The 25,743-nt window shown below is 68.4% G+C and carries 22 protein-coding genes and 1 pseudogene; 5 read left to right on the forward strand and 18 right to left on the reverse strand.

Annotated elements, in window-relative coordinates; translation table 11 throughout:
- Nucleotides 1–7: 7 nt before the first annotated feature.
- Nucleotides 8–688 (reverse strand): response regulator transcription factor, encoded by a 681-nt coding sequence (locus tag CFN17_RS02215; RefSeq protein WP_261792313.1) that lies wholly within the window; start codon nucleotides 686–688, stop codon nucleotides 8–10.
- Nucleotides 681–2,009, reverse strand: a complete 1,329-nt coding sequence (locus CFN17_RS02220; protein ID WP_261792314.1) for a sensor histidine kinase — start codon at nucleotides 2,007–2,009, stop codon at nucleotides 681–683. The genes CFN17_RS02215 and CFN17_RS02220 overlap by 8 nt, the downstream gene beginning before the upstream one ends.
- A gap of 119 nt (nucleotides 2,010–2,128) precedes the next feature.
- Between CFN17_RS02220 and CFN17_RS02225 the strand changes: the two genes are divergently transcribed.
- The 3 genes from CFN17_RS02225 to CFN17_RS02235 all read left to right on the forward strand — a co-directional run bounded on the left by CFN17_RS02225 (nucleotide 2,129) and on the right by CFN17_RS02235 (nucleotide 4,490).
- Nucleotides 2,129–3,463 carry an LssY C-terminal domain-containing protein gene (locus CFN17_RS02225; RefSeq protein ID WP_261792315.1) on the forward strand — a complete coding sequence of 445 codons (1,335 nt, stop codon included), beginning with the start codon at nucleotides 2,129–2,131 and terminating at the stop codon, nucleotides 3,461–3,463.
- Nucleotides 3,464–3,656: 193 nt separating this feature from the next.
- Nucleotides 3,657–3,794 (forward strand): hypothetical protein, encoded by a 138-nt coding sequence (locus CFN17_RS02230; protein WP_208749769.1) that lies wholly within the window; start codon nucleotides 3,657–3,659, stop codon nucleotides 3,792–3,794.
- 54 nt (nucleotides 3,795–3,848) lie between these two features.
- Nucleotides 3,849–4,490: an NADPH-dependent F420 reductase gene (locus CFN17_RS02235; protein ID WP_208749770.1), complete on the forward strand. Its 642-nt coding sequence runs from the start codon at nucleotides 3,849–3,851 to the stop codon at nucleotides 4,488–4,490.
- A gap of 121 nt (nucleotides 4,491–4,611) precedes the next feature.
- On the opposite strand, the gene tkt is transcribed toward CFN17_RS02235, so the two are convergent.
- From tkt to CFN17_RS02270, 7 genes are all read right to left on the reverse strand, one after another.
- Nucleotides 4,612–6,768, reverse strand: coding sequence for a transketolase (tkt, locus tag CFN17_RS02240; protein ID WP_208749771.1), 2,157 nt, complete (start codon nucleotides 6,766–6,768; stop codon nucleotides 4,612–4,614).
- A 113-nt stretch (nucleotides 6,769–6,881) separates the two neighbouring features.
- The gene (locus CFN17_RS02245) at nucleotides 6,882–7,745 is read right to left on the reverse strand and encodes a phosphogluconate dehydrogenase C-terminal domain-containing protein (protein ID WP_208749772.1); all 864 of its coding nucleotides are present in this window, start codon (nucleotides 7,743–7,745) and stop codon (nucleotides 6,882–6,884) included.
- A gap of 1 nt (nucleotide 7,746) precedes the next feature.
- Nucleotides 7,747–8,529: a sugar phosphate isomerase/epimerase gene (locus tag CFN17_RS02250; RefSeq protein ID WP_261792316.1), complete on the reverse strand. Its 783-nt coding sequence runs from the start codon at nucleotides 8,527–8,529 to the stop codon at nucleotides 7,747–7,749.
- A 29-nt stretch (nucleotides 8,530–8,558) separates the two neighbouring features.
- Complete coding sequence (locus tag CFN17_RS02255; RefSeq protein ID WP_261792317.1) at nucleotides 8,559–9,371, reverse strand: triose-phosphate isomerase family protein; 813 nt, start codon at nucleotides 9,369–9,371, stop codon at nucleotides 8,559–8,561.
- Nucleotides 9,355–9,825 (reverse strand): ribose-5-phosphate isomerase, encoded by a 471-nt coding sequence (locus tag CFN17_RS02260; protein ID WP_208749774.1) that lies wholly within the window; start codon nucleotides 9,823–9,825, stop codon nucleotides 9,355–9,357. Before CFN17_RS02260 ends, CFN17_RS02255 begins: the two co-directional genes overlap by 17 nt.
- Entirely contained in the window at nucleotides 9,822–11,579 is a 1,758-nt protein-coding gene (locus CFN17_RS02265; protein WP_208749775.1) for a dihydroxyacetone kinase family protein, read from the reverse strand. The genes CFN17_RS02260 and CFN17_RS02265 overlap by 4 nt, the downstream gene beginning before the upstream one ends.
- Nucleotides 11,580–11,720: 141 nt before the next feature.
- Nucleotides 11,721–13,085, reverse strand: coding sequence for an MFS transporter (locus CFN17_RS02270; protein WP_208749776.1), 1,365 nt, complete (start codon nucleotides 13,083–13,085; stop codon nucleotides 11,721–11,723).
- Nucleotides 13,086–13,299: 214 nt separating this feature from the next.
- On the opposite strand from CFN17_RS02270, the gene CFN17_RS02275 reads away from it, so the two are divergent.
- Nucleotides 13,300–14,055 (forward strand): FadR/GntR family transcriptional regulator, encoded by a 756-nt coding sequence (locus tag CFN17_RS02275; RefSeq protein ID WP_208749777.1) that lies wholly within the window; start codon nucleotides 13,300–13,302, stop codon nucleotides 14,053–14,055.
- Between the two features lie 134 nt (nucleotides 14,056–14,189).
- On the opposite strand, the gene CFN17_RS02280 is transcribed toward CFN17_RS02275, so the two are convergent.
- The 7 genes and pseudogenes from CFN17_RS02280 to CFN17_RS02310 form a co-directional block, all read right to left on the reverse strand.
- Nucleotides 14,190–15,317 carry a Gfo/Idh/MocA family protein gene (locus CFN17_RS02280; RefSeq protein ID WP_208751295.1) on the reverse strand — a complete coding sequence of 376 codons (1,128 nt, stop codon included), beginning with the start codon at nucleotides 15,315–15,317 and terminating at the stop codon, nucleotides 14,190–14,192.
- 68 nt (nucleotides 15,318–15,385) lie between these two features.
- Nucleotides 15,386–16,087 carry a ThuA domain-containing protein gene (locus CFN17_RS02285; protein WP_208749778.1) on the reverse strand — a complete coding sequence of 234 codons (702 nt, stop codon included), beginning with the start codon at nucleotides 16,085–16,087 and terminating at the stop codon, nucleotides 15,386–15,388.
- A 33-nt stretch (nucleotides 16,088–16,120) separates the two neighbouring features.
- Nucleotides 16,121–17,125 carry a sugar phosphate isomerase/epimerase gene (locus CFN17_RS02290; RefSeq protein ID WP_208749779.1) on the reverse strand — a complete coding sequence of 335 codons (1,005 nt, stop codon included), beginning with the start codon at nucleotides 17,123–17,125 and terminating at the stop codon, nucleotides 16,121–16,123.
- Between the two features lie 11 nt (nucleotides 17,126–17,136).
- Complete coding sequence (locus tag CFN17_RS02295; RefSeq protein ID WP_208749780.1) at nucleotides 17,137–18,360, reverse strand: Gfo/Idh/MocA family protein; 1,224 nt, start codon at nucleotides 18,358–18,360, stop codon at nucleotides 17,137–17,139.
- Nucleotides 18,361–18,372: 12 nt separating this feature from the next.
- Nucleotides 18,373–19,274: pseudogene (locus CFN17_RS02300) on the reverse strand (carbohydrate ABC transporter permease).
- The gene (locus tag CFN17_RS02305) at nucleotides 19,274–20,176 is read right to left on the reverse strand and encodes a carbohydrate ABC transporter permease (RefSeq protein WP_208749781.1); all 903 of its coding nucleotides are present in this window, start codon (nucleotides 20,174–20,176) and stop codon (nucleotides 19,274–19,276) included. The pseudogene CFN17_RS02300 and the gene CFN17_RS02305 overlap by 1 nt, the downstream one beginning before the upstream one ends.
- 4 nt (nucleotides 20,177–20,180) lie before the next feature.
- The gene (locus CFN17_RS02310) at nucleotides 20,181–21,500 is read right to left on the reverse strand and encodes an extracellular solute-binding protein (protein ID WP_208749782.1); all 1,320 of its coding nucleotides are present in this window, start codon (nucleotides 21,498–21,500) and stop codon (nucleotides 20,181–20,183) included.
- Between the two features lie 286 nt (nucleotides 21,501–21,786).
- Between CFN17_RS02310 and CFN17_RS02315 the strand changes: the two genes are divergently transcribed.
- Nucleotides 21,787–22,824, forward strand: a complete 1,038-nt coding sequence (locus tag CFN17_RS02315; protein ID WP_395926836.1) for a LacI family DNA-binding transcriptional regulator — start codon at nucleotides 21,787–21,789, stop codon at nucleotides 22,822–22,824.
- Here CFN17_RS02315 and CFN17_RS02320 read toward each other — a convergent pair.
- Together CFN17_RS02320 and xylA are read right to left on the reverse strand one after the other, a co-directional pair.
- Nucleotides 22,790–24,313 carry a xylulokinase gene (locus tag CFN17_RS02320; RefSeq protein ID WP_208749784.1) on the reverse strand — a complete coding sequence of 508 codons (1,524 nt, stop codon included), beginning with the start codon at nucleotides 24,311–24,313 and terminating at the stop codon, nucleotides 22,790–22,792. The genes CFN17_RS02315 and CFN17_RS02320 overlap by 35 nt on opposite strands.
- Nucleotides 24,314–24,332: 19 nt before the next feature.
- Complete coding sequence (xylA, locus tag CFN17_RS02325; protein ID WP_208749785.1) at nucleotides 24,333–25,523, reverse strand: xylose isomerase; 1,191 nt, start codon at nucleotides 25,521–25,523, stop codon at nucleotides 24,333–24,335.
- Nucleotides 25,524–25,743: the final 220 nt, after the last annotated feature.

The following is a 25,743-nucleotide window of genomic DNA, read 5'->3' on the forward strand; positions in this document are numbered from 1 at the left end:
GCGGGTTTCAGCCCAGGAGCCGGCGTTCGTAGGCGAACGCCACAAGTTGCAGCCGGGTCCCGAGGCCCAGCTTGTCCAGCACGCTCCGGAGGTGCGTCTTCACGGTGGCCTCGGAAACAAACAGGCTCTCCGCGATCCCGCCGTTGCCGAGCCCCTTGGCCGCGAGCAGGAACACGTCCCGTTCCCTGGCCGAGAGCACTTCGAGCACGGACAGGTCCGGTCCGGCAGCCGGCAGGGTCCGGGCAGCGTGCTGGAACAATTCCTGCACGGAGCCCGGGGCGATCACGGAATAGCCCGAATAAACCGTGCGGATCGCCGCGAGCAGAAACTCCGGTTCGGCGCTCTTCAGCAGATACCCGCTGGCCCCGGCCTGGACGGCCTCCACCACGGCCTGGTCGCGGTTAAACGTGGTCAGCGCAATGACTTTCGGGGCCGCGGTGCCGGCTGCTGCCGCCTCCTGCATGATCCGGTGCGTCGCGGCGACGCCGTCCAGGACCGGCATGCGCAGGTCCATGAGCATCACGTCGGGGCAGTGTTCGACGGCGAGTGCCGCCGCCTGGGCGCCGTCGCCGGCCTCCCACGCGAGTTCCAGGTCCGGCTGGCTCTCGATCAGCATCCGGATCCCGGCCCGGAACAGCGGCTGGTCGTCCGCGAGCGCCACGGTGATGGCCGAGCCGGCATCAGCCACGGTGCCCGGCTTCCTCCAGCGACAGCTGCCGGCGCCCTGCGGGTCCTCCCGCAGGCACCAGCTGCGACTCGGCGCCGGGGGCGGCGGCCTCGGCACTCCGTGTGCCGTACGGCAGGAAGGCGGTCACCCGGTACTGCTCGCCGTCCGGGCCGGCGGTCACCCAGCCCCCGGCCAGATGGGCGCGCTCCCGCATGCCGGCGAGGCCGCGGCCCACCCGCACATCGGCGGCGGGGTCGGGGCTGTCAGCCGCCGCGCGGATCCCTGACGCCACGTGCAGAGTCAGCCCGGGGCCGCTCCAGTCCAGGTGCAGCCGCACGGCGGTGCCACGGCCGCCATGTTTGAGCGCATTGGTCAGGCATTCCTGGATAATCCGGAAAACGGCGAGCTGCTGGCCGCCGGATAGCTCGACTGGCGCCCCGGACTCGCTCCGTTCGATCGCTAGGCTGCCCTGCATCCCCTCGACCAGCGGCACGACGTCGTTGAGGCCGGGCTGTGGCGCGGCCGGACCGTCGTCGTGCACTCCCTCGATGACGCGCTGCGCGTCCACCAGGGCGCTCCGCGCCGACGTCGAGATGTTCTCCAAGGCGGTCAGCACGGCTTTTGGCTGGTCCTTGCTCAAGTAGCGGGTGCCGTCGGCCTGCGCCGCGATCACGGCCAGCGAATGGGCCAGGACGTCGTGCAGATCGCGGCCGATCCGGGTCCGTTCCTGTTCCACAATCAAGTCAACTTCTGCTTCGCGGAGGCTGCTCTGTGCCAGGCTCCGGGCCCGGAAGAGGCTCCCGCGCTCCTCGTACAGGGCCAGGGCGAGTCCGACGGCGGCGCACGCCGCCGCGATCAGCAGCAGCAAGGAGAACAGCTGCCAGCCGAAGGCCCGGAGCGTCCACCGGTCGCCCATGTATAGCGGCGGGAACCAGCCCAGGCCGGCACTGTAGCGCCACGACAGCATCAGGAACGTCATGGCGCCGGCAAACACCAGGTTGGCGCCGGCCGCGAAGAACCGTGTCCTGCGCCCTGCCGTCCACTGGATGAAGCCCAGGGCCACAAACGCCCCCAGGTAGATGGCCCAGTGGTTCGCTTCCATGGGCGGCACGATGCCCAAGAACTGCCCGGCCGGCAGGGCCGCCGCACATCCGAGCGAGGCATAGGGCTTCCAGGCGGCCAAGGCGATGGCCGCCGTCATGAGGACCAGCGGCCACGTCCCCGGCCAGGTGTGGAGGCCGGGCCCCATCCGGCCTGCCTCGCCCACGCACCACAGCGTGAAGAAGAGAACGGCCGCCGCGGGGGCGCCCCAATGCCGCAAGACTTTCAGTAGTGGTTCCATGCCTGTCACCCTATCCACGGCGGCGGGCACCATCCGGTCATACCGGGCCGTGCTCAACCTTCGGGCCAGAAGAATCATCTTTCGAGCCAACCGTCTTCGGTGCGCGTAACATGGCGCCCATGACCAAGGCAGCGGTTGAGGTCACTGCCCCCGCCGATACGGTGCCGTACTCGTTGCTGGACACCGTGTTCTTCGTGGTGGGCGGCGTCTCCGCCGTCTGGCTGACCTCCCTGCTGGTGCAGTGGAGCTTCGAATGGGGCTGGGCGCAGGTCTGGTTCTTCTTCATCTTCTGGGGCCTGCTCGCCTATCTGGTCCTCCCCCGGCTGCACAGGATCCTGACCCGGCTCTACGTTCCGGACTACTTCATCGGCCGCGCCCGCACCAGCGACGGGCTGCTGGGCGATCCGGTGAACGTGGCCCTGCTGGGGTCCGCACCGCAAGTGCACGGCGTGATGCAGTCCGCGGGCTGGACGCTGGCCGATGACGTGACGCTGGCCAGCAGCCGCAGGATCGTGTCCTCGACGCTCCTGCGCCGCAGTTACCTCGAGGCCCCGGTGAGCCCCCTGTTCCTGTTTGGCCGGCAGCAGGATTTTGCGTATCAGCAGGAAGTCGACGGTACGCCGGGCAAACGCCACCACGTCCGCTTCTGGCGTTGCCCGCCCGGCTGGCTGCTCCCCGGCGGGCTGGCCGTGGACTGGCTTGCCGCCGGCATCTATGACCGCAGCGTCGGGCTGTCCCTGTTCACCCTGCAGATCACCCACAAGATTGACGAGTACACCGACGTCGAACGCGACCACGTCGTCGGAGCCATCACCGGCGCCGACCCCGCCGCCGAGGTTACGGTGATCCGGGACTTTTCGACCGGGTACCACGCCCGAAACGGCGGGGGCGACACCATCGTCACCGACGGGGACCTCCCAATCGTCGACCTCAGGAGCACGGCCGGGGCCCCGGCAGGATCCGTCCCGCCACGCAGCGACAGCCAGAACAGGCGCCCGGCGCCCACGGTTGTCGGTGCGGTCCTGGTGGGAGCCCGTGCCGCGGCGGCCGCCCTGCTGGCCCTTTCCATGGTGCTCTTTCGCGGGGAGCACGTCAGCTCACTGCTGCAGCCCGGGACGGGACCGGATATCACGGCCGCGCAGGCGGAACTGGCCGTCAGCATCGCCACGGCGGTGGTCCTGCTCTTTGTCGTCGTCGAGTTCCTGCTGGCCGGGTTTGTCTTCCTGGGGCGGAACTGGGCACGGACCGTGGCGATGGCACTGAGCACGGCGGCCATTGGCATGCAGGCGTTCGACGTCTTCTTCGGCGGACCCGACATCACGCTCCGGTCCAACCTCCCCGGTCTGGCCCTGGACATCCTGCTGCTGCTGGCGCTCTCCAGCAAGAAATCCCGCGACTATGCCCTGCGCCCCAGGAAGGAGCCCACAACGGCCTCCGGCCGGGCACTGCCCTGACCGGGCCTGTGTTGCACAGGCGTCTGCTGAACGGACCCGGGCGCCCTCCTCAAGGCGGCGGAGGGACAGGCCTTGACAGTGCCGAAGGAACCGGCGCTAGATGAAAAGTAGCCGCGGCGGCCTGTTCACCCACGCCTTCACTGCACGCCTGTCCAGGACGATTTCGCCGCAGTCTTTCAGCAGAGGAGCCGACATGACCAAGGACTCACAGGCGACTGAACGCACGCACAGCGAGACCCCCGCCGAGGGTGACCCTACCGCACTGCCGTTTGACGACCGTGCCCATTCCCAGGACCCGGCGGAAGGTCCGGACATCGACGAAGAACCGTAGCCGGCAGTCAATCACCGGCGAAATATCTCCGGGCGTGCTGTTGTTGGCTGGGGCATGACAACAATCGGAATCATCGGTGCAGGACATATCGGCAGCCAGCTCGCCCGCAAGGCGGTGGAGCTCGGCTACGACGTCGTGATCAGCAACTCGCGCGGTCCGGAAACTTTGGCGGACCTGGCCGCTGAGCTGGGGCCGAAGGCCCGGGCGGCAACACCAGCCGAAGCGGCAGCGGCGGGCGATTTCGCCGTCGTTACCGTGCCCTTGAAGAGCATCGCGGATCTTCCGGCCGGGCCGTTGGCCGGCAAGATCGTGCTGGACACGAACAACTACTATTGGGAACGCGACGGGCGCTTTCCCGCCCTCGATGCCGGAGAGGCCACCACCTCCGGCCTGTTGCAGGAGCACCTGCCGCAGTCCAAAGTCGCCAAGGCCTTCAACCACATCCTGGCCGCCCAGATCACCACGGATGGCACGCCGGCCGGTACGCCTAACCGGCGGGCCCTGGCCACGGCGAGCGACTATCCGGAGGCCGTCGCACTCGTCACCCGGGTCTATGACGAATTTGGCTTCGACACAGTCAATATCGGGCCACTGTCTGAGAGCTGGCGGGTGGAGCGGGACCGCCCCGCCTATGTGGTCCGGCAGAACGCGGCCGAGCTCACGCAGAACCTGGCCAAGGCGCCGCGGACCATCTGAGAGATCCCGGCCGGCAGCGTCCTGACCAGCGTCAATTCGCCGGAACGCTGCCCGTTCGCCGGAAGGTTCCGGCGAACGGGCAGCTTTCCGGCGAACTCGGCGACGGGCCGCTCTCCGGCGACTAGTTGGTGACGGCGGCGAGGGAGTCCTTCGCGGCGGCGGTGACGGCTTCGGCGGTGATGCCGAATTCCTGGAAGAGGCGCTTGTAGTCCGCGGACGCGCCGAAGTGTTCCAGGGAGATGGTGCGGCCGTGGTCGCCGACGAACTCGCGCCAGCCCAGGGCGAGGCCTGCCTCGACCGAGACGCGGGCCTTCACGTAGGAAGGGAGGACGGACTCGCGGTAGGCCTCGTCCTGCTTGGTGAACCATTCCACGCACGGCATGGACACGACCCGGGTGGGGATGCCTTCGGCCTGCAGGGCCTCCCGTGCNGCGACGGCGAGCTGGACTTCGGAGCCGGTGCCGATCAGGATGACCTGCGCGTCCACGGTCGCCCCGTCGCGGGAGGCTTCGGCCAGGACGTAGCCGCCGCGTGCGACGCCGGCGGTGGAGGCGAAGGTGTCGCCGTTGGCTGCGCCCTCGCCGCGNNCNNANGTGGGGATGTTCTGNCGGGTCAGGACGATCCCGGCGGGGTTCTCGTGGTTTTCCAGCATGACCTTCCAGGCCGCGGCGACCTCGTTCGCGTCGCCGGGGCGCACGACGTCCAGGCCCGGGATCGCGCGCAGGGACGCGAGCTGCTCGACGGGCTGGTGGGTGGGGCCGTCCTCGCCCAGGCCGATCGAGTCGTGCGTCCACACATACAGCGACGGGACACCCATCAGGGCGCCGAGCCGGATCGCGGGGCGCTGGTAGTCCGAGAAGATCAGGAACGTGCCGGAGAACGCCCGGGTCCGTCCGTGCAGGGCGATGCCGTTCACGATCGACGCNGCGGCGTGCTCGCGGATCCCGAAGTGCAGGACCCGCCCGTACGGGTTCCCGGTCCAGGCGTCCGTGGAGCGGGAGGCCGGGATGAACGACGGGGAACCTTCGATCGTGGTGTTGTTCGACTCGGCCAGGTCCGCGGACCCGCCCCAGAGTTCGGGCAGGACCGGGCCGATCGCGTTCANCACCTTGCCGGACGCGGCNCGGGTCGAGACGTCCTTGCCGGCCTCGAACACCGGCAGGGCCGCGTCGATGCCCACGGGCAGCTTCCTGGCTTCGATGCGCTCGAGCAGGGCAGCACCGTCCGGGTTGGACGCCTGCCAGGCCTCGAACCTGGACTGCCAGGCAGCGCGTTCCTCGGAACCGCGCGCNACNACCTTGCGGGTGTGGGCCAGGACATCCTCGTCGACCTGGAAGGACCTGGCCGGGTCGAACCCGAGCACGCTCTTCAGGGCCGCGACTTCCTCCGCGCCCAGGGCCGAGCCGTGGATCTTGCCGGTGTTCTGCTTCTTCGGCGCCGGGTACCCGATGATGGTCCGCAGCGAAATGATCGACGGCTTGCCGGTCTCGGCCTTCGCCGCCAGCAGCGCGGCNTGCAGCTCCTGCACGTCCTCGACGTAGTCCCCGGTNCGGGTCCAGTCAACCCGCTGGGTGTGCCACCCGTACGCCTCATAGCGCTTGAGNACGTCCTCGGTGAACGCGATGTCGGTGTCGTCCTCGATGCTGATGTGGTTCTCGTCGTAGATCACCACGAGGTTGCCCAGTTCCTGGTGCCCGGCCAGCGAGGACGCCTCACTCGTGACGCCNTCCTGCAGGTCACCGTCGGAGGCAATCACCCAGACCGTGTGGTCAAACGGGGACTGCCCGGCGGGGGCGTCGGCGTCGAACAGGCCCCGCATCCGGCGCTGGGAATACGCGAACCCGACCGCCGAGGCCAGGCCCTGGCCCAGCGGGCCGGTGGTGATCTCCACCCCGGCCGTGTGCTTGTACTCCGGGTGCCCCGGGGTCAGCGACCCCCAGGTCCGCAAAGCCTCCAGGTCCTCCAACTCCAGGCCGTACCCGGCCAGGAACAACTGGATGTACAGGGTCAGGGACGTGTGGCCCGGAGACAGGATGAACCGGTCACGGCCCAGCCAGTCCGGGTTCTTCGGATCGTGCCGCATCAGCTTCTGGAAGAGAAGGTACGCCGCCGGGGCCAGACTCATCGCCGTCCCCGGGTGCCCGTTACCGACCTTCTCCACCGCGTCAGCAGCCAGCACCCGGACCGTGTCAACAGCCTTCCGGTCCAGATCGGTCCATGACAGTTCTTCAGAAGCGGCGGCGGGTGATCCGGCCAGGGTGGCGGTGCTGGTGTTCATCGGGTTGTTCCATTCATTCTGCGGCGGTGATTCTGCGGTTGAGGGCCTGCGGAAGGCACGGGCGGGGCGGCATCCGCAATGGATGCCGCCCCGTCCGTGCGGGAAAGGAGGGATCAGCGCTGGACGGCGGTCTCGAGCTTGAGCATCTTGGCGATGACGTAGTCGAGTTCGGAGTCGTCGAAGATCTTCTTCCAGTCGTCCTTGATGATGGTGTCCTTGCCGTACTGGATGGCGATTTCGCAGGCCTCGGAGAACGGGTTGGAGCCGCGCAGGGCGTTGGTCAGGGCGATCTGGACGTGGCCGAACAGCATGGCCTTGGCCGCTTCCTCGGGGACGCCGGCGGTGTGCACGGTCTCGTGCAGGGCTTCCTTGAGCAGGGTGCCGATCATGCAGGCGACCGTCTCGACCAGGGTGGGCTCGAGGATGGCGAGCTGCTTCACGGTGACCCAGTGGACGTCGATGACGGGGGCGTAGATGACCTTGATGGTCGCTTCGGCGACGGCGCGGGTTGCCTCGGTGGCGTCGTCGTCGATCGCGGCGACCACGTTCTGCGGGGCGCCCTGGCCGCCGAAGGTGTCGGCCCATTCTTCCTTGGTGGTGCGTTCGAGGAAGACGGAGGGGTGGCAGGGGTGGGCCACGGCCTGGACGACGTCCTCGCGCGTGGCGAGCAGGCCGGCGTAGGCGGCGGCCGGGTCGAGGGTGAGCAGGATGGCGCCGGACTTCATCTGCGGCACGACGCCCTGGGACACGATGCCCAGGACGGTGTCCGGCACGGCGAGGATCACGACGTCGGCGTCTTTGATGGCGTCCTCGGTGGTGCTGATCTCGCGGCCTTCGGCGCGGACGCGCTCCTGGCCGGCCGGGGAGTTCTCGCTGTAGTAGACGGTGTGGGCGCTCTTCTGGAGGTTGGCTGAAACGCGCAGCCCCATTTTGCCTCCGGCTCCGATAACGGCAACGGTCAAGTGTTCTGCTGACATTTCAGTTACTCCTTAGGAAATCGAGGCTTTGCTGGGTCCACTGTTTTTCGAGGCGGATGGTCTCGTCTTCGGAGGCCTGCCACGGCAGCCAGTGCTCGATGATCTGGTTGATATTTCTTTCTTTGGGCTGCAGCTTCCGGGCCATGTAGGCATAGTCCAGGAGGCCTTCGCCGAGGGGGGCGCCGGAATAGGTGAATCCGACCCAGCCCTCCTTGCGGCTGAACGCAAAGTCTTTGATGTGCATGTTGAGGACATAGGGCGCGACGGCGTCGATCACCTCGCGCGGGGACTCCAGCGCCGCCACGGTGTTGGCGGGGTCGCTGCAGATCCCCAGGTAGGGGCTGCCGACCCGGGCGATGACGTCCAGGACGCGGGCCGTGGGGACCTGTTCGTAGGTTTCCACGGCGATCCGCACCCCGGCGGCCTCGAACTCGGGCAGGACGCCGGTGAAGATGGCCGCGGCCTCGTCGGCGTCCGGCGTGTGGCCGGGGACGTTGAACATGGTCCGCAGCAGCGGCGCGCCCAGGATCCCGGCAATCCGCAGGAAGTTCCGGAGGTGTTCGGGCCGGATGCCCTTGGTGCCGAGTTCCAGCGAAATCCCCAGGGCATCCGCGGTGGCCCGGACGGCGGCCAGTTCCTCATCCGTCATGGCTTCCAGCGGGGCGTAGTCGCAGACCTGGAAGAGGTCCACGCCCAGCGCCGCGGTCTCGGCGAGGGCGGCGTGCAGGTCCAGCGGTGCCGAGACCCGGTCCGAGAGCTGCCAGAAGAACGCGTAGCTGCTCAAGCCGATTCTTGAAACGGATCCGACCCGGCTCACGCGGCAACCTCCTGCCTGGTAGACCGGGCGGCGGCCTCGTCCAGGATGGTCTTGAGGGCGGCCGGATCGTGGGCGAAGCGGCCCAGGAAGAGCCCGGCGACGGCGTTGTCGAGTTCGGTGATCAGGCCCGGTCCGGCGCTGCCGCCGTAGATGACCCGGCTGTCCGCCTGGCCCGGCAACGACCGCAGGTGCGCGTCCAGCCCGGTGATGACGCCGCTGATGTACTCGGCGGTGGCCGGTTTTGGGGCGCCGATAGCCCACTGCGGTTCGTAGGCCACGATCGTCCGGCCGGCCGGGGCCAGCGACTGTGCCCGGTTCAGGGCGGCGTCGATGTCCGCGGCGCAGTAGCGGATGGCTTCCTCGACCGAGCCGGGCTGCTGTTCGCCGACGCAGAGCACCGGGGTCAGGCCGTTGCGGTAGGCGGCGGCGGTCTTCAGCCCGATGGTCCGGTCGTCTTCGCCGAAGATGCGGCGCCGTTCGGCGTGGCCGACCTCGGCGTAGCGTCCGCCGAGCTCGGCAACGGTGCGGCCGGAGACTTCGCCGGTGAACGCGCCTTCGTCTTCCCAGAAGATGTCCTGGGCCCCGGCGGCCGCCCCGGCGGGGCCCAGGATCCGGGCCGCGTCGGGCAGCGCGGGCAGCGCCGGCAGGACGAACAGTTCAATCTCGCCGCTCTGCACCGCGGGATGCGCCAGCGCGACGGCGGCGACGTCGCGGCAGTACTCCAGCGTGCGCTGGTAGCCGAAGTACATCTTCAGGCTGACGCCGATCACGGCCTTCGATGTCGTCGTGGCGTTAGCAGGTCGTGACACCTTCGTAGTCCTTAATCAGGGTGACCTTTTCGGCCGAGGCGGAGGTTTCGTCGAAGGTGTAGGTGAGCCATTCCTTGGCGAGCCGGCGGGCCAGTTCCAGGCCGATGACGCGCTGGCCCATGGTGAGGACCTGGGCGTTGTTGGACAGGATGGCCCGTTCGACGGAGAAGGAGTCGTGCGCGGTGACGGCGCGGACACCGGGGACCTTGTTCGCGGCGATCGCCACGCCCAGGCCGGTGCCGCAGACCAGCAGGGCGCGGTCGGCCTCACCTGCGGCGACGAGTTCGGCGGCGGCGATCGCCACGGACGGGTAGGGGGTGTGGCTGGTGGCGTCGACCCCGACGTCGGTCACGGACGCGACGAGCGGGTTGGCTTCCAGGTCCGCTTTCAGGGCTTCCTTGTATTCGAATCCGGCGTCGTCGGATCCGATGACCAGGCGCAGTGTGGCGCTCATGCGTTCTCCTTCAGGGGTGTGTTCTGGATGAGGGTGTTGTGGATTGCCCGGACGATCAGCGCCATGGACACGGCACCGGCGTCGGGGGTGCCGAGGCTCTTCTCGGCGTGCGGGCGGGCCCTGCCCATCAGGGGCAGAAGGTTCGCGGTGGCTTCGGCGGACTGTTCGGCGACCGCGGCCGCGGCGCCCCAGCCCTGCCGCAGGGAGCCCCCGTCCTGGACGGCGGCGGTGAGGGCGTCGCTGAACGGTGCCAGGACGTCCACGAGGGTCTTGTCACCGACCTTGGCCTTGCCGAAGTCCATGATCGAGCGCTTCGCCTCGGCCACCCCGGCGGCGACGGCGGCCGCGCCCGGGGCGTCGGTGTCGCCCACGGCGTTCCCGACGGCTCGCAGGGCCATGCCCCACAGGGCACCGGACGTGCCGCCGGCCTTGTCGGCCCAGGCGTCCGCGGCCAGATTAAGGACCGTCCCGGCGCCGGCTCCGCGGTCGACGGCGTCTGCCGCGGCCGCCGCCGCGGCGTGAATGCCGCGTTCCATGCCGATGCCGTGGTCGCCGTCGCCGGCGATCGCGTCAATCCGGCCCAGTTCGGCCACGTTCGCGTCGATCACGGACTTCGCCGCGTCCAGGGCGGCCAGGACACGCACGGCCCCTGCCCGGGATTCCTCCGTCGCCTCGGGAATCGCCGCCGCCTCCGCGACGGCCACGGCCAGCTCGGACGCGTCCAGCGCCTGCGCGGTGACGGCGCCGCGGCGGAACGCCGGAGCATCGCACGGGGCGTTCCACAGGGTTTCGAGTTCGGGATCGAGCCAGAACAGGGTCAGGGACGTGCCGGCCATGTCGAAGCTCGTGACGAGCTCGCCGACTTGCGGGTCCACGGCCTCGATCCCGGCCTCGGCCAGCAGCTGCGCGACCCGGCGGTAGACCACGAACAGTTCCTCGTACTTCACACTGCCCAGGCCGTTGAGGATCGGCACCACCCGGGCGGGCCGGTCCGTGTCGCCGACACTCAGCCCGTCGGGAACCTCGGCCAGGAGATCCTTGACCAGCAGTCCGGCGAGTTCGTCCGCCGTCGGAACCTCCTGCTCGCCGATGCCCGGCTCGCCGTGGATGCCCATCCCGACCGCCATCCGGCCCGCCGGGACGGAAAACAGCGGTTCCGGCGCGCCCGGCAGGGTGCAGCCGCTGAACGCCACGCCGAACGACCGGGTCCGGTCATTCGCGCGCTCGGCGATAGCGACGACGTCGTCCATGGTGTACCCGGCTTCGGCGGCCGCGGCGGCGACCTTGAACACCGTCAGGGCCCCGGCGATCCCCCGCCGCTTGTGCCGCTCGGCCAGCGGGGCCGAGGAGATGTCGTCCGTGACGGCGATGCTGCGGCAGTCAATGCCCTCGGCCCGGAGCTTGTCCTGCGCCTGGGTGAAATGCAGGACATCCCCGGCATAGTTGCCGTAACCCAGCAGCACCCCCGCGCCGTTGTCGGCGGCCTTCGCCACGTTATAGACCTGCTGGGCCGACGGGGACGCGAACAGGTTCCCCATCGCCGCGCCATGCGCCAGGCCCTGGCCCACCAGGCCGGCGAACGCCGGGTAGTGCCCCGACCCGCCGCCGATCACCAACGCCACCGTCTCCGGGGTGCTGCGCGTGCTGCGCGCCACACCACCGGACACGCGCCGCACCCAACGGCCGTGCGAGGCAACAAAGCCCTCGATCATCTCATCAGCAAACGCTGCAGGGTCATTGAACAGGCGGGTCATGGGTACTCCTGGAAAAGGGGAAAAGCTGGTTGGTAGGTGCCCGCCGCGGGCATGGGGCAGCGCGGCGGGCACCGGTCGGGTGGGGATTGCGCATCCCGGGCGACTCCACCCTCGGTGGGGGAGACGCAGTGAAGACCGTGCCTAGGAGTGCGCGGCGGCTGACTCTGCCGGAGTCTCGGCGGTGACCGGGGAGGTGGCTGAGTCGGCGGTGCCCTTGCGGGCCAGGAGCACCATGAGGATGGCGGAGAGGAGCATGAAGCCGCCGACGGCGAACATCGGCACGGTGTAGCCGCCGGTCCAGTCCTTGAGCCAGCCCGTGATGTAGCCGGCGCTGAAGCCTGCCAGGTTGCCCACGGTGTTGATCAGGGCGATGCCCGCCGCGGCGGCCGCGCCGGTGAGGAAGCGGGTGGGGACGGTCCAGAAGTTCGGCAGTGCCGCGAAGATGGACATCGCGGTGACCGTGATGACCGCGATCGTGGCGGCCGGCGAGCCGGCGAAGAGGGCCAGCGGGATGCTGAGGCCGCCGATCAGGGCCGGGAGGGCGATGTGCCAGGTCTTGACGCCGCGCTTGGTGGCGTCCTTGGACCAGAAGTACAGGGCAACGGCCGCCGGGAGGTACGGGATGGCCGTGATCAGGCCCTTCTGGAAGACGTCAAACTTGGCGCCGTACAGGCCTTCGAAGCCGGAAATGATGGTGGGCAGGAAGAAGCCGAGCGCGTACAGGCCGTAGATGAAGCCGAAGTAGATGAAGGACAGCATCCAGACCCGGCCGTTGCCGAACACCGTACGGACGCTTGCGTGCTTGTTGCCGGCCGCGGTTTCGTTCTTTTCCTTCTCCAGGGCACCGGTCAGCCAGGTCTTCTCGTCCGGGGTCAGCCACTTGGCCTTGGCCGGGGAGTCAGCGAGGTAGAACCAGGCGATGATGCCGATCAGGATGGCCGGGATCGCGACGCCGAAGTACATGACGCGCCAGCCTTCGAGGCCAAAGAGGCCGTGCTGCTGGATCAGGAGGGCGGCAAGCGGGGCGCCGATCACGGTGGTCAGCGGCTGGGCCAGGTAGAACAGGGCGAGGATCTTGCTGCGGTGCCGGGACGGAACCCAGAGGCTCAGGAACAGGATGGCGCCGGGGAAGAAGCCGGCCTCGGCGACGCCGAGGATGAAGCGCAGGATATAGAGCTGCTCGACGTTGGCCACCCAGGTGAAGAGGAGGGACACGATGCCCCAGCTGACCATGATCCGGGCCAGCCAGCGGCGGGCGCCGAACTTGTGCAGGGCGAGGTTGCTGGGGACTTCGAGCAGGATGTAGCCGATGAAGAAGACGCCGGACGCGAAGCCGAACTGGGCGGCGGACAGCCCGAGATCCGTGTTCATGCCGTTGGGACCGGCAAAGGAGATCGCCGTGCGGTCCAAATAGTTGATGAAGAACATGAGGGCGACGAACGGCACCAGCCGTACCGCCACTTTCCTGATTGCAGATCTTTCGACCACTGATTGCGTGGTGTCCACATTGACTCCTAGATGTCGGGATCCCGGCGGCTTCCAGCACTGGAAGCTCCGTGATTGGTCTCATCGCGTAGTTCCAACGGCTGGCCAGGCCCCTAACTAAGCGTGTGATAAAAACCATAAGCTGTCCAGAGCAAATTGGTCAACCGGTTGACTTCTTTGTTTGCCTGATGGACATCTGCGCTACACGCCCGCCCCGGGTTGTTACGCTTTGAAGGTGTCCGTTAACTCCGCCGCTTCGACGGCTAAAATCAGTGCCGCGCTCGGTTCCATGGAGCAGGGATCTGTCGTGTCGGAAGTCGCGGAACGCCTCCTGGGCTATTTCACGAGCGGTGAGATCGCCGTCGGGACCCGACTGCCCGCCGAACGCCAGCTTGCCGCCTCACTGGGCGTGGGCCGCTCCGCCGTCCGGGAGGCCCTCGCCGCACTGGAGATCCTCGGGATCGTGATCGTCCGGCCCGGGTCCGGCACTTACCTGCGCGACGGCATCTCCGAGCTCCTCCCCCGGACCTTGAGTTGGGGCCTCATGCTGGGCGCCCCCCGCACCCGGGAACTCGTGGAGCTGCGCAGCGGCCTCGAGGTGCAGGCCGGCCAGCTGGCCGCCGCGCGGATTACCGAGGACGCCCTGGCGCGGATGCGCGCCAACCTGGCCACCATGGAGGCCAGCCTTGAGGATCTGGGCACTTTCGTGGAGGCCGACGCCGCCTTCCACCGCGAAATCGCCGCCGCCTCCGGCAACCAGGTCCTGCAGGAGCTCCTGCAGAGCATCCGTTCGCTGCTGAGGATCTGGGTTGACCGCGCCCTGACGGACGAGGGCCACGCGGCGTCGGCCCTGGCCGAGCACCGGGAAATCTTCAAGGCACTGGAGTCCCGGGATGAAGCCGCAGTCACGGCAGCGATGCGCTCGCACATGGGAACCGCGTCCCGGCGGCTGCTGGCCGGGTTCGACGCTGACCGCGGCGCCACGGACTGACCCGCCTCCTCCCCTTCCCACCACACGCCCCTCCCCCAACGCACGAATTCGCCGGAAGCGTGCCCGTTCGCCGGAAGGTTCCGGCGAACGGGCAGCTTTCCGGCGAATTCTTGCGTCGCGCGGCTGGGGAGGCCTTAGGAGGGGACCCCCACGGGCGCCGCGGCGAGGGTGCTCAGTGCGACCGGGGCCGGCCGTGCCACCGTGCTTTCGATCCTGACGGACGCGCCCGTTTGCGCCGATTCGAGCACGGACTCCATCACCTCCAGGGCGTGGAATGCCAGGGCTCCCCCGGCCCGGGGCTCCTGCCCGGCCGGGGTGCGGACCAGGTCCGCGATGCCGAAGCCGCGCCCCGAGTCCGCGTAGCCGGCGGAGACCGGGAGCGTCTCCCAGTCCTGCGCACCGAGGGCGAAAAGCTGCACGTCGCCGTCGAAATGGTTGGGGTCCGGGACGGCCAGGGACCCGAACTCGCCGTGGATTTCGATGTTGGGGCTCTGGGTCTTCACTGCGTCGAAGCTCATCACGAGCGTGGACAGCGCCCCCGAAGCGTGGACCAGGACGCCGGTGACGTGGGTGTCGGTCGCCACGGGCACGGTCTGGCCAACGCGTGCGCCCGAGCCGATGGTCCGCTCCGCCCTGGTGTGGCTGGCCGCGCCGATCACCGAGACCACCGGTCCCAGCAAGGTGACCAGCGCGGAGACGTAGTACGGGCCCATGTCCAGAAGGGGCCCGCCGCCGGGCTGGTAGTAGAAGTCCGGGTTCGGGTGCCAGCGCTCATGGCCGGGGGTGACCATGGTGGCGGTCGCGGAAATCGGCCGGCCGATCAGCCCGTCGTCAATCGCCTTGCGGGCGGTCTGGATCCCGGTGCCGAGGACGGTGTCCGGGGCGCAGCCGACGGCGACGCCGGCAGCCCGCGCGGCGTCGAGCACCTGCCGCGCCTCCGCCGTCGTGGCCGCGAGCGGCTTTTCACCGTAGACGGACTTGCCGGCGGCAATCGCCCGGAGGGCGACCCCGGCGTGGGCCGCCGGGATGGTCAGGTTCAGGACGAGGTCGACGTCGTCGGCGGCCAGCAGTTCGTCCACGGTGACGGCACGGACGCCGTCGTAGGAATCCGCCACGGCCTGTGCCCGGGCGGGGTCCAGGTCCGCGACGGCGACGAGGTTGATGGGGCCGTTGTCCCGAAGCTGCCGGAAGGTTGCCAGGTACTGGGCGATGATGGCTCCGCACCCGATGATCCCAACGTTGGTTGGCTGGTCTGTGTCGATTGGCTGGTCTGTGTCGATTGGCTGGTCTGTGTCGATTGGCTGGTCTGTGTCGATTAGCTGGTTCGGGTCTAACGGCTTGCCCACAGCAGGCCCCTTTCGATGATGGTGCGGACGTTGGTGTCCTGGAGGATTTCGACGCGGTGTCCCGGGGTGCAGACGAAGATCTTGCCTTTGCCCCACTGCCGGGTCCAGATGGCCGGGGACGTGACTTCCCGGTGCCAGGGGTCCCAGGCGCGGACCTTCTGGGTAGTGGTGGCCAGGACGTCAATGTAGTCGTCGGCGAGGACCCAATACTGTTCGGTGACGAGGTCGAAGTCGCCGAGCCCGGCGGTGATCGGGTGCTCCGCGGCCGCCGGCAGCATGTTGACCGTGTAGGGCACGTAGTTGTCAGGCTGCCCGCCCGTGCGCTCGTCCGGGTGCTTGCCCGGGTGGCAGGCGAACTGGCCTCCGACCAGGTGCAGGTAGTCCGAGGTGTTGCGGTAGGAGTCGGCGATGCCGCCGTGCCAGCCGGCCAGGCCGGTGCCGTTTTCGACGGCGGTCCGGAGCCCTTCGAACTCGTCCTTTTCGATGGTGGACATCGTCATGCACTGCAGGATGAGGTCGACGCCGGCCATGTAGTCGGCGTCGGCGTAGATCTTGGGCGATTCCTCGATCCTGACCTCGTAGCCGTTGGCCTTCAGGTACGGGATGAATTCCTCGGTGGCTTCGACGGGCTGGTGCCCGTCCCAGCCGCCGCGCACCACGAGGGCGGTCTTGGGGTTGCTTGTCATGGAGTTCCTTGGTGTTGGTGTTCTGTGCGCGGTTCAGCGGGCGGCGAAGGCCGCGTCGAAGGCGGCTGCGGGCGGTGTGATGGTGGCGAGGTCCCTGACGAGCGCGAGGGCCTGGGGTGCGCCGATGAGGCGGTCCATGCCGGCGTCCTCCCACTCGATGCTGGTGGGCCCCCGGTAGCCGATGGCGTTCAGGGTCCGGAAGATCGGTTCCCAATTGACGTGGCCGTGGCCTGCCGTGACGAAGTCCCATCCGCGGCGCGGGTCCGCCCAGGGAAGGTGCGAGCCGAGCCGGCCGTTGCGGCCGTTGAGTTGCCGGACGGACTCCTTCACATGGACGTGGAAGATCTTCTCGGCGAAGTCCTGCAGGAACATGACGGGGTCCAGGTCCTGCCAGATGAAGTGGGAGGGGTCGAAGTTCAGGCCGAAGCTTTCCCGGTGCCCGATCGCCTCGAGGGTGCGTTTGGCGGTCCAGTAGTCGTAAGCGATTTCGGACGGGTGGACTTCCAGGGCGAAGCGGACCCCTTCCGCGTCGAAGACGTCGAGGATCGGGTTCCAGCGGTCGGCGAAGTCCTGGTAGCCGCGGTCGATCATGGCCTCCGACGCCGGCGGGAACATGGCGACGCATTTCCAGATCGAGGATCCGGTGAAGCCGGTGACGGTCTTCACGCCCAGCCTGGCGGCTGCACGGGCCGTGGTCTTCATGGCGTCGGCGGCCCGGGCGCGCACGCCTTCGGGGTCGCCTTCGCCCCAGACGTCCGGAGACAGGATGTCCCGGTGGCGCTCATCGATGGGGTCGTCGCAGACGGCCTGTCCGGTGAGGTGGTTCGCGATCGCGTGGACGGTGAGGTTGTGCTTTTCCAGGATGTCGAGCCGGCCCTGGAGATAGGCGTCGTCCTCGACGGCGCGCAGCGGGTCCAGGTGGTCGCCCCAGCAGGCGATTTCGAGGCCGTCGAAGCCCCATTCGCCGGCGAGCCGCGCCACTTCCTCGAAGGGCAGATCGGCCCACTGGCCGGTAAAGAGGGTGATGGGTCGGGTCATGGTGTGTCCTCTCAGACTTTTTGCCAGCGGCTGTCGGATTCGGCGCTGGTTTCGACGGCGGCGAGGACTTTCTGGACCTGGACCGCGTCGGCGAACGACGGCGACGGGGGCCGGTTGCCCGCGATCGCCTGGATGAGGTCCACGACCTGGTGGGTGAAGAGGTGTTCGTAGCCCAGGCCGTGGCCGGTGGGCCACCAGCTGCCGGTGTAGGGGTGTTCGGGTTCGGTGACCTGGATCTTGCGGAAGCCGGCGTCGGGGCCGTCGGCGGCGTCGTAGAAGGACAGGGCGTTCATGTCCTCGAAGTCGAACGCGAGCGAGCCCAGCGTGCCATTCAGTTCGATGCGCATGGCGTTCTTCCGGCCCAGGGCGAACCGGGTGGCCTCGAAGACCCCGATCGGCCCGCTGTCGGCTTGACCGGGCTCAGTTTGGCCGCCACCGGGTCCGGATCCTTCGAACCGGGCGGTGAAGATCGCGGCGTCGTCCACGGTTACCGGCCCGCGGACGGTGTCAGCGCCGGTGGCGCCGTGCCCGCCCAGGCCGACGAAGTCCCCGGCGACGGGGCGTTCGGTCACGAAGGTCTCCAGGAGGGCCGAGACGCCGGTGATGTTCCGGCCGGTGATCCACTGGGCGGCGTCGATGCTGTGCGCCCCGATGTCCCCGAGCGAACCGGACCCGGACTTGGCCTTGTCCAGCCGCCAGGTCAGCGGCGCGTCGGCGTCGGAAAGCCAGTCCTGCAGGTACTGCGCCCGGACGTGCCGGATCTGACCCAGCCGCCCGGCGTCGACCATCCGTTTGGCCAGGGCCAGGGCCGGGGTGCGCCGGTAGCTGAAGCCGCACATCGAGTAGACGCCCCGGGCGGCGGCGGCGTCCGCGGCCGCCGCCATGCGTTCGGCCTCGGCCACGGAGTTCGCCAGTGGCTTCTCGCACAGCACGTGCTTGCCGGCCTCGAGCGCGGCGATCGCGATCTCGGCGTGGGTGTTGCCGGGGGTGCAGATGTCGATCAGGTCGATGTCGTCCCGCTCGATCAGCGCCCGCCAGTCGGTCTCCGCGGATGCCCAGCCCATCTTCTCCGCCGCGGCCCGCACACCGTCGGCGTTCCGGCCCGCGACGGCGGCCAGCTCCGGGCGCAGGGGCAGGTCGAAGAACCGCGGCGCGGTCCGCCAGGCGTGGGAATGCGCGGCCCCCATGAAGGCATAGCCCACCATCCCCACCCGCAGGGGTTTCGGTTCAATCACAACAAGTCCTCTCTATTTGCTGAAGCCCGCGGTCAGGCCGCTGAGCAGCTGGCGCCGCGCGAGGACGTAGACCACCAGGAGCGGCAGGGTGGCGAGCACGACGGCGGCCAGCACGGCCGGGATGTTCACGCTGAACTCGCCCTGGAAGGTCCACAGGGACAGCGGCAGCACCCGGGTTTCCGGGCTCTGGGTCAGGATCAGCGGGAACAGGAAGCCGTTCCAGACGTGCAGCGCGTTGTAGATCCCCACCGTGATGACGGCCGTTTGGTCATGGGCAGCGCCAGGCGCCACATCATGGACCAGTCCGAGCAGCCGTCCAGCCGCATCGATTCGAAAAGTTCGTTGGGCACATCCCGCATGAAGTTGGACAGGATCAGCACGGAAATCGGGATGGCGAATGCGATGGAGGGCAGGATCAGCGCCAGCAGGGTGTCATACATGTGGGCCCGGGTGATCATCCAGTAGATGGGGATGATGGTGGCGTGCAGCGGAATAGCCAGGCCCAGCAGGAACAGGTTGTTGGTCCAGCCAAGGAACCTGCTCTTGCCGCGGACAATCGCGTAGGCGGCCATGAACGCGACCAGGAGCGCCGGGAAGACGCTGCCGGCGGTGACGATGAGGCTGTTGGCGAAGTAGCGGGCGAAGTCGTTCTCCAGGACCAGTTTGTAGTTGTCCAGGGTGGGCTCGGAGGGCGGCATCATCGGGTTGGACGCGAAGAAGCCTGCCTGGTTCTTGAAGCTGGTGATGACAACGTAGTAGACGGGGATGATGATGATTGCCAGCCAGAGCCAGCCGCCGGCGCCGCCGAGGACGTTGGGCCGCGACCGTCCCGTGCGCTTGGCCTGCGGACGGGGGCTGCTGACGGCAGGGGGTCGGGTGGCGGACGGGACGGGGAGCTGGGTTGTGGAAGCCATCAGGCACCTTCCAGTTGGCTGGCATTGCGGTTCTTGCCGCCCAGCCGCTGCAGCAGCAGGGCCAGCGCGAGGCCGATGACGACGAGGATGACGCCGAGGGCACTGGCAGCGCCCATGTCATTGGCTTTGAACCCGGTGAGGTACATGTGCAGCGGCAGCAGCCGGGTGGCATAGCCGGGACCGCCGCCGGTGAGGACGAAGACGAGGTCGAAGTACGCCAGCGACCCGACCACCATGAGCGTCGAGGACGTGATGATGGTGTACTTCAGCTGCGGCAGGGTGATGCTGAAGAACTGTTGGATCCGTCCGGCACCATCGATTTGCGCGGCCTCGTACAGCGAGGTCGGGATCTGGCGCACGCCGCCTTGGTAGATCAGCGTGTGGAAGGGGACGAACTGCCAGGCGATGACGAAGACCACGACGAACAGCACCAGGTCCGAGTTGCCCAGCCAGTCCTGGGCCAGGAGTGGGATGCCGAGCCCCGCGCCCAGGCCGAAGTTGGGGTCCAGGAGGGCCTTGAACGCGATGGCGACGGCGGCCGAGGACAGCAGCAGGGGCACGAAGTACAGGACTGCCAGGACGGCCCGGTACTTCTGGCCTGCGGCGGTGAAGACGCCCAGCAGGAGGCTGATCGGCGCCTGGACGATGAAGGAGAAGAACATGATCTTGGCCGTCACCAGCAGGGCGTTGCCGGTGACCGGGTCGGTCAGGACAGTCGTCCAGCTGGACAGGCCGTCCAGCTTGATCTCGCCCAGGCCGTCCCAGCTGGTGAAGCTCAGGAACAGGACGCCGATCAGCGGAATGATGGCGAACAGCAGGAAGAAGGCAAGGGCCGGCGCTGCCAGCCATCCCGACGGGCCCCGGTCGAGGGCCCGCCGGGAGGAACCGGATGTGGTGGACACGGGATTACTTTCCGATCGTCGCGTTCATCGTGGCGACGAACTGCTCCGGGGTGATCTTCTTCAGGAAGATCTGGTCCAGGTTGGCCAGCATCGCGTCACCCTGCGCCGGGCTGAGGGCCTGGTCCCAGGAGAGCGTGAAGCTCGGAGCGTTCTTGGCCATGTCGTACACGTAGGTCAGGAAGTCCTTGTCCGGGGACGCGGCGAGCTTGGCCTCGATGCCCTTGACCACCGGAACGGCGCCGGAGTCGATGAGGCTCTGGACGTTGCTGTCCGAGAACATGCCGCTCTTGACGTACTCGAGGGCGGCCTTCTTCTGGCCCTCGGTGGCCTTCGAGGAGACAGACCAGAAGTTGGATGGGTTCCCGACGACGTTCGCCGGGTCTCCCTTGCCGCCGGAGACCGTGGGGAACGTGGTGTAGCCGAGTTTGCCGCTCTTGACGAAGTCGGCGGCGTCCTTCTTCATGCCCTGGTAGATCCAGCCGCCCTGCAGGATCATGGCCGACTTGCCGGTGTAGAGCAGGGCCTGGTCCGCGTTGCTGTCCGCGGCGATGGAGGAGAACCCGTTGACGAAGCCGCCGGCGTCCACGAGCTGTTGGATCTTGGTCAGCGCCTCGGTGACGGCGGGGTCTGACCACGCGCCCGGCTTGTTGGCCGCGATGTTGGCGAAGACTTCGGGGCCGCCGATGCGCTCCACGAGGTACTCCAGCCACATCAGGTCCGGCCAGCGGGACTGGCCGCCGAGGGAGAACGGCGCGATCCCGGCGTCCTTGAACTTCGGCACGAGTGCCATGAGCTCGTCCCAGGTCTTGGGGGCCTGGACTCCCACCTTGTCGAAGACGTCCTTGTTGAAGTAGAGCACCACGGGCTGCACGTTGTTGTTGGGCAGGGCGTAGGTCTTGCCGTCGATGACGCCGTTCTTCAGCACTGCGGGAAGGTAGCGGTCCTGCACGTCCGGGTTGTCCTTGAGGAACGCGGAGAGATCATCCACCTGGCCGGCGTCGACATAGGACTTCAGCACGCCCCCGCCCCAGCCGTAGATGAAGGTCGGGCCCTGGCCGGCGCCGACGGCGGTGCGCACCTTGGTCTTGTAAGCATCGTTCGCGAAGAAGTCCAGCTTGATGGAGGAATCCGGGTGGGCGGAATTCCAGTCCGTGATGGATTTCTGCAGCACGGGCTGGTTGCCGCCCGTCAGGCCCCACATGGTGGCGGAGTCGGCGCTCGCGGCGGTGCCGGCCGGGCCGCTGGAGCCGCAGGCGGCCAGGCTGAGTGAAACTGCGGCCGCGGAAACGGCGATCGCGGCACGGCGAAACGTACGATTTTTCATCTGGGATTCCATTCGTCCTCCGGGTTCTGCGCTGAGGTCCCGGTTGTGAGTGGCGGCAGGCCGGCCCGTCTCGAAGAAGGCTGCGCTGCCGCTGCTGATGGGTGAAGCTGGATTTTCGAAAAGTTTCGTAAAAGTCTGCGACTTGTGAAACTAAAGTAACGGTGACTGCGGTCACAGTCAAGGGCGGATTCGGAACCTGAACGTGTTGCATGACCCGCAAGCTTGACGCAAAGGGCAAAGCACGCCAGACTGCTTCGTATCGAAATATTTCGAAAGTGCAGGAGTCATCGTGTCAGTAGTTCAGGGTCCCGGGAGGCCAACGCTTGCGGCCGTCGCCCGCCAGGCCGGCGTCTCCTCCCCCACGGTCTCCAAGGTGATCAACGGGCGGGAGGACGTGGCGGAGACCACCCGGGCCAAGGTTCTGGCGGCGCTGGAGCAGCTGGGGTACCAGTCTCCCCAGCAGCGCAAGAAGGCCGACGGCCGGACGGCCATCGTGGAGGTGGTGTTCGACTCCCTGTACTCGGCCTACGCCGTCGAGGTCCTGAACGGGATCCTGGAGCAGGCCGCCTTGACCGACGTCGAAGTCCTCCTGGACGTGACCGGGCACCTGCCGGCCGTGACACTCAGTCCGGAGCGGCGCGCGCAGCGCATTCTGGATGAAGGCCGGGTCGGCCTGATTGTGGTGACGTCCGGGTTCAGCACGGCCCAGCTGCATGCCTTCCGCCGGCGGCACATCCCCGTGGTGGTGATCGATCCGCTCAACCCGCCGCCTCCGGAGGTGGTCAGCGTGGGGGCCACCAACTGGGCCGGCGGCAAGGCAGCCACCGAGCACCTGCTGGAACTCGGCCACCGGCGGATCGCCTACATTGGCGGGCCGGAGACGGCCGAGTGCAACCAGGCGCGCCTGCACGGCTACATGGCGGCCCTCATGGCCGGCGGCGTCGAGGTGCGGCCTGACTACGTCCTGCTGGACAAGTTCCGCGCCGAGCACGGCATCCGGAGCCTCAAGACACTCCTGGCCCTCCCCGAGCCGCCGACCGCCATTTTCGCCGGCAGCGACAGCATCGGCCTCGGCGTCCTGGCCGAGGCCCGCAGGCACGGCATGCGGATCCCCGAGGACCTCAGCCTGGTGGGCTTCGACGGCACCTACCAGGCCGAGCAGTCCATCCCGGCCCTGACCACCGTGGCGCAGCCGCTGCAGGAGATGGGCCGCGCCGCCCTGCGCACGGTCCTCCGCCAGGCCAACGGCGAGGAACTTGATTCGCAGCGGGTGGAACTTGCCACCCACCTCATCGTCCGGGACTCGACGGCGCCTCCTTCATGATGTGGCTGCTGGCCCCCAGGTAGTTCTGCCGGATTTCCGGCCGGAAGTCCGGCGCCGGCGCGGCATCTACCGCGACGGGCCAGTCCGGCCGGTTGCCGCCCAGCGCCCATGCGGCCTGAAGCGCGGCGCCCCGGGCCACGTACTCCCCCGGGCTCGGGATCAGCACGGGCAGGTTAAAGACCTGGGCCGCGATGGCCTGAACCGCCGGGTTCTGCACGGCGCCGCCAATCAGCAGGAGCCGGTCCGCCGGTGCACCCAGCACACGCAAGGCGTCCAGGCCTCCGGAGAGTCCGCAGAGCATGCCTTCGATGGCGGCCCGGGCCATGTTGGGCCGGGTGCTGGAGGCGATGCTGAGCCCGTGGAAGCTGGCCTTGGCGTAAGGCAGGTTGGGCGTGCGCTCACCTTCGAAGTACGGCACCAGGACCACGCCGCCGGCTCCGGGTTCCGCCTGCAGGGCCAGGCGCGAGAGTTCGTCGAGATCGACGCCGAGGAGGCCGGCCACGGAGCTGAGCACCCGTGCGGCGTTGAGGGTGACGGCGATGGGCAGGTACTCCCCGCCGGCGTCGGCGAATCCGGCGACGGTTCCGCCGGGATCGGCCACGGGCCGGGACGCCACGGCGAACACGGTGCCGCTGGTGCCCACGGACACCACCACGTCGCCGGGACCGGCGCCCAGGCCCAGGGCCGCGGCCGCGTTGTCCCCGGCACCGGCGCCGAGCAGAATCCGGGCCGCCCCCGGTCCGGGGAGACGGGCCGGGGCCCCGAAGCAGTCCGGGTGGATGGCCCCGGCAGGCTCGCCGGGGCCCAGGACGCGGGGCAGCACGACGGCGCCCGCATCCCCCGGCCCGGTGTCCCCGTCGGCTTCCCGGGCGTCCCGGCCGAAGGCCAGCTTGAACAGCTCAAGGTCATAGGCCCCGGTCGAGGGGCTCCAATAGCCCGTGCCGCTGGCGTCCGAGCGGTCCGTGGTGAGCTGGTCCAGGTCCGGGCCCAGGGGGCTCGAGGCGTCCGGGCCGTAGCCGCGGAGCCGCCAGGTCAGCCAGTCGTGGGGCAGCGCCACGGCCGCCACCCGGTCCGCCAGGTCCGGTTCGTGGTCGCGGACCCAGCGGACCTTCGTGATGGTGAAGGAGGCCACCGGGACCAGTCCGGTCCTGCGGGCGAAGTCCTCCGCGCCCACCTCGCCGGTGAGGTCAGCGGCAGCTCCGGCCGAGCGGGTGTCGTTCCACAGCAGCGCGGGGCGCACCACGTTGCCGGCGCGGTCCAGCAGCACCATGCCGTGCTGCTGGCCGCCCACCGAGAGTGCGCTGACGTCCGCGAGGCCGCCGGCGGCGTCGAACGCTTCGGACAAAGCACGCCACCAGTGGTCCGGGTGGACCTCCGTGCCGTCCGGATGGCCGGCACGGCCTTCGCGGACCAGCGCGCCGCTGTCCGCATCCAGGACCACCACCTTGCAGCTTTGGGTGGAGGAGTCGACGCCGGCAACAAGTGTCATGGGAGCAGCCGCCACGGCGTCAGCGGGCGCCGAGGAGGTGCTCGATGAAGAGCTGCTGGAGCTTCACGAAGCCGAAGCCCTTGCCGCCGAAGTAGGCGTCGGCGTCGAAGTCCTCGTAGGAAGAGCGGTCCGCGCGGAGCTGTTCGTAGCCTTCGCCCGGGTTGAGCGTGGGTTCGTTGATCTCCGAAACCCGCGACGCCTCCAGCGCGGCCTGGACCTCGGGGTCGGCGCGGAAAGCCTTGGCGCGTTCCTTGAGCAGCAGGTAGGTCTGCATGTTGGCGGCGGCGGAGTCCCAGACGCCGTCGATGTCCTCGGTGCGGCTGGGCTTGTAGTCGAAGTGGCGCGGGCCGTCGTAGGCCGGTCCGCCGTCCGGGCCGCCGTTTTCGAGCAGGTCCACCAGGGAGAAGGCGTTCTGCAGGTCGCCGTGGCCGAATACCAGGTCTTGGTCGAACTTGATGCTGCGCTGGCCGTTGAGGTCGATGTGGAAGAGCTTGCCCTGGTAGAGCGCCTGGGCGATGCCGTGGGTGAAGTTCAGCCCGGCCATCTGCTCGTGCCCGGTTTCGGGGTTGATGCCCACCAGTTCCGGGCGTTCCAGCGTCTCGATGAACGCCAGGGCGTGGCCCAGGGTGGGCAGGAGGATGTCGCCGCGGGGTTCGTTGGGCTTGGGCTCGATCGCGAAGCGGATGTTGTAGCCCTTGTCCGTGACGTAGTCGCCCAGCAGGTTCACTGCCTCGCGGTAGCGCTCCAGGGCGCCGCGGATGTCCTTGGCAGCGTCGTATTCGCTGCCTTCGCGGCCGCCCCACATGACGAAGGTTTCGGCACCGAGTTCGGCGGCGAGGTCGATGTTCTCCAGGACCTTGCGCAGGGCGAAGCGCCGGACGCCGCGGTCGTTGCTGGTGAAGCCGCCGTCCTTGAAGACGGGGTGGCTGAAGAGGTTGGTGGTGACCATCGGGACCACCATGCCGGTGGCCTTCAGCGCGCCGGTCAGCCGGTCGATTTCGCGCTGGCGGTCAGCGGCGGAGCAGCCGAACGGGAAGAGGTCATTGTCGTGGAACGTGATGCCGTAGGCGCCGAGGTCGCTGAGCCGGTTGACTGCCTCGACCGTGTCCAGTGGCGGGCGGGTGGCGGAGCCGAACTGGTCCTGGGCCTCCCACCCCACAGTCCAGAGGCCGAAGGAAAACTTGTCTTCACGGGTGGGCTGGATCGCCATTGAATACTCCCAGGGTTGAGGTGGTGGTTGCCGGAGTCCGGCACGTGAGAAATTGTTCTGGAAACAAACATATTACGAATTTTTGTGATGTCAACCACGCACGCTCCTGCCGGCCCGGCAATCTAACCTGCCCCCTAGCGGTCCTGCGCTGCGGCTGTTATGTTGTGATGAACATCAAATCTTGCAAAAACAGCAACACCGAACCGGTTCAAGCAATGAA

The organism is Arthrobacter sp. PM3, assembly GCF_003352915.1.
In the GTDB taxonomy this organism is placed as follows: domain Bacteria; phylum Actinomycetota; class Actinomycetes; order Actinomycetales; family Micrococcaceae; genus Arthrobacter.

What these genes read in the sequence shown, in the direction of transcription:
- CFN17_RS02220 (WP_261792314.1), bottom strand. Translation starts at nt 2,009, where the DNA reads ATGGAACCACTACTGAAAGTCTTGCGGCATTGGGGCGCCCCCGCGGCG.
- CFN17_RS02225 (WP_261792315.1), top strand. Translation starts at nt 2,129, where the DNA reads ATGACCAAGGCAGCGGTTGAGGTCACTGCCCCCGCCGATACGGTGCCG.
- CFN17_RS02230 (WP_208749769.1), top strand. Translation starts at nt 3,657, where the DNA reads ATGACCAAGGACTCACAGGCGACTGAACGCACGCACAGCGAGACCCCC.
- CFN17_RS02235 (WP_208749770.1), top strand. Translation starts at nt 3,849, where the DNA reads ATGACAACAATCGGAATCATCGGTGCAGGACATATCGGCAGCCAGCTC.
- CFN17_RS02245 (WP_208749772.1), bottom strand. Translation starts at nt 7,745, where the DNA reads ATGTCAGCAGAACACTTGACCGTTGCCGTTATCGGAGCCGGAGGCAAA.
- CFN17_RS02260 (WP_208749774.1), bottom strand. Translation starts at nt 9,825, where the DNA reads ATGAGCGCCACACTGCGCCTGGTCATCGGATCCGACGACGCCGGATTC.
- CFN17_RS02265 (WP_208749775.1), bottom strand. Translation starts at nt 11,579, where the DNA reads ATGACCCGCCTGTTCAATGACCCTGCAGCGTTTGCTGATGAGATGATC.
- CFN17_RS02285 (WP_208749778.1), bottom strand. Translation starts at nt 16,087, where the DNA reads ATGACAAGCAACCCCAAGACCGCCCTCGTGGTGCGCGGCGGCTGGGAC.
- CFN17_RS02290 (WP_208749779.1), bottom strand. Translation starts at nt 17,125, where the DNA reads ATGACCCGACCCATCACCCTCTTTACCGGCCAGTGGGCCGATCTGCCC.
- CFN17_RS02310 (WP_208749782.1), bottom strand. Translation starts at nt 21,500, where the DNA reads ATGAAAAATCGTACGTTTCGCCGTGCCGCGATCGCCGTTTCCGCGGCC.
- CFN17_RS02320 (WP_208749784.1), bottom strand. Translation starts at nt 24,313, where the DNA reads ATGACACTTGTTGCCGGCGTCGACTCCTCCACCCAAAGCTGCAAGGTG.
- xylA (WP_208749785.1), bottom strand. Translation starts at nt 25,523, where the DNA reads ATGGCGATCCAGCCCACCCGTGAAGACAAGTTTTCCTTCGGCCTCTGG.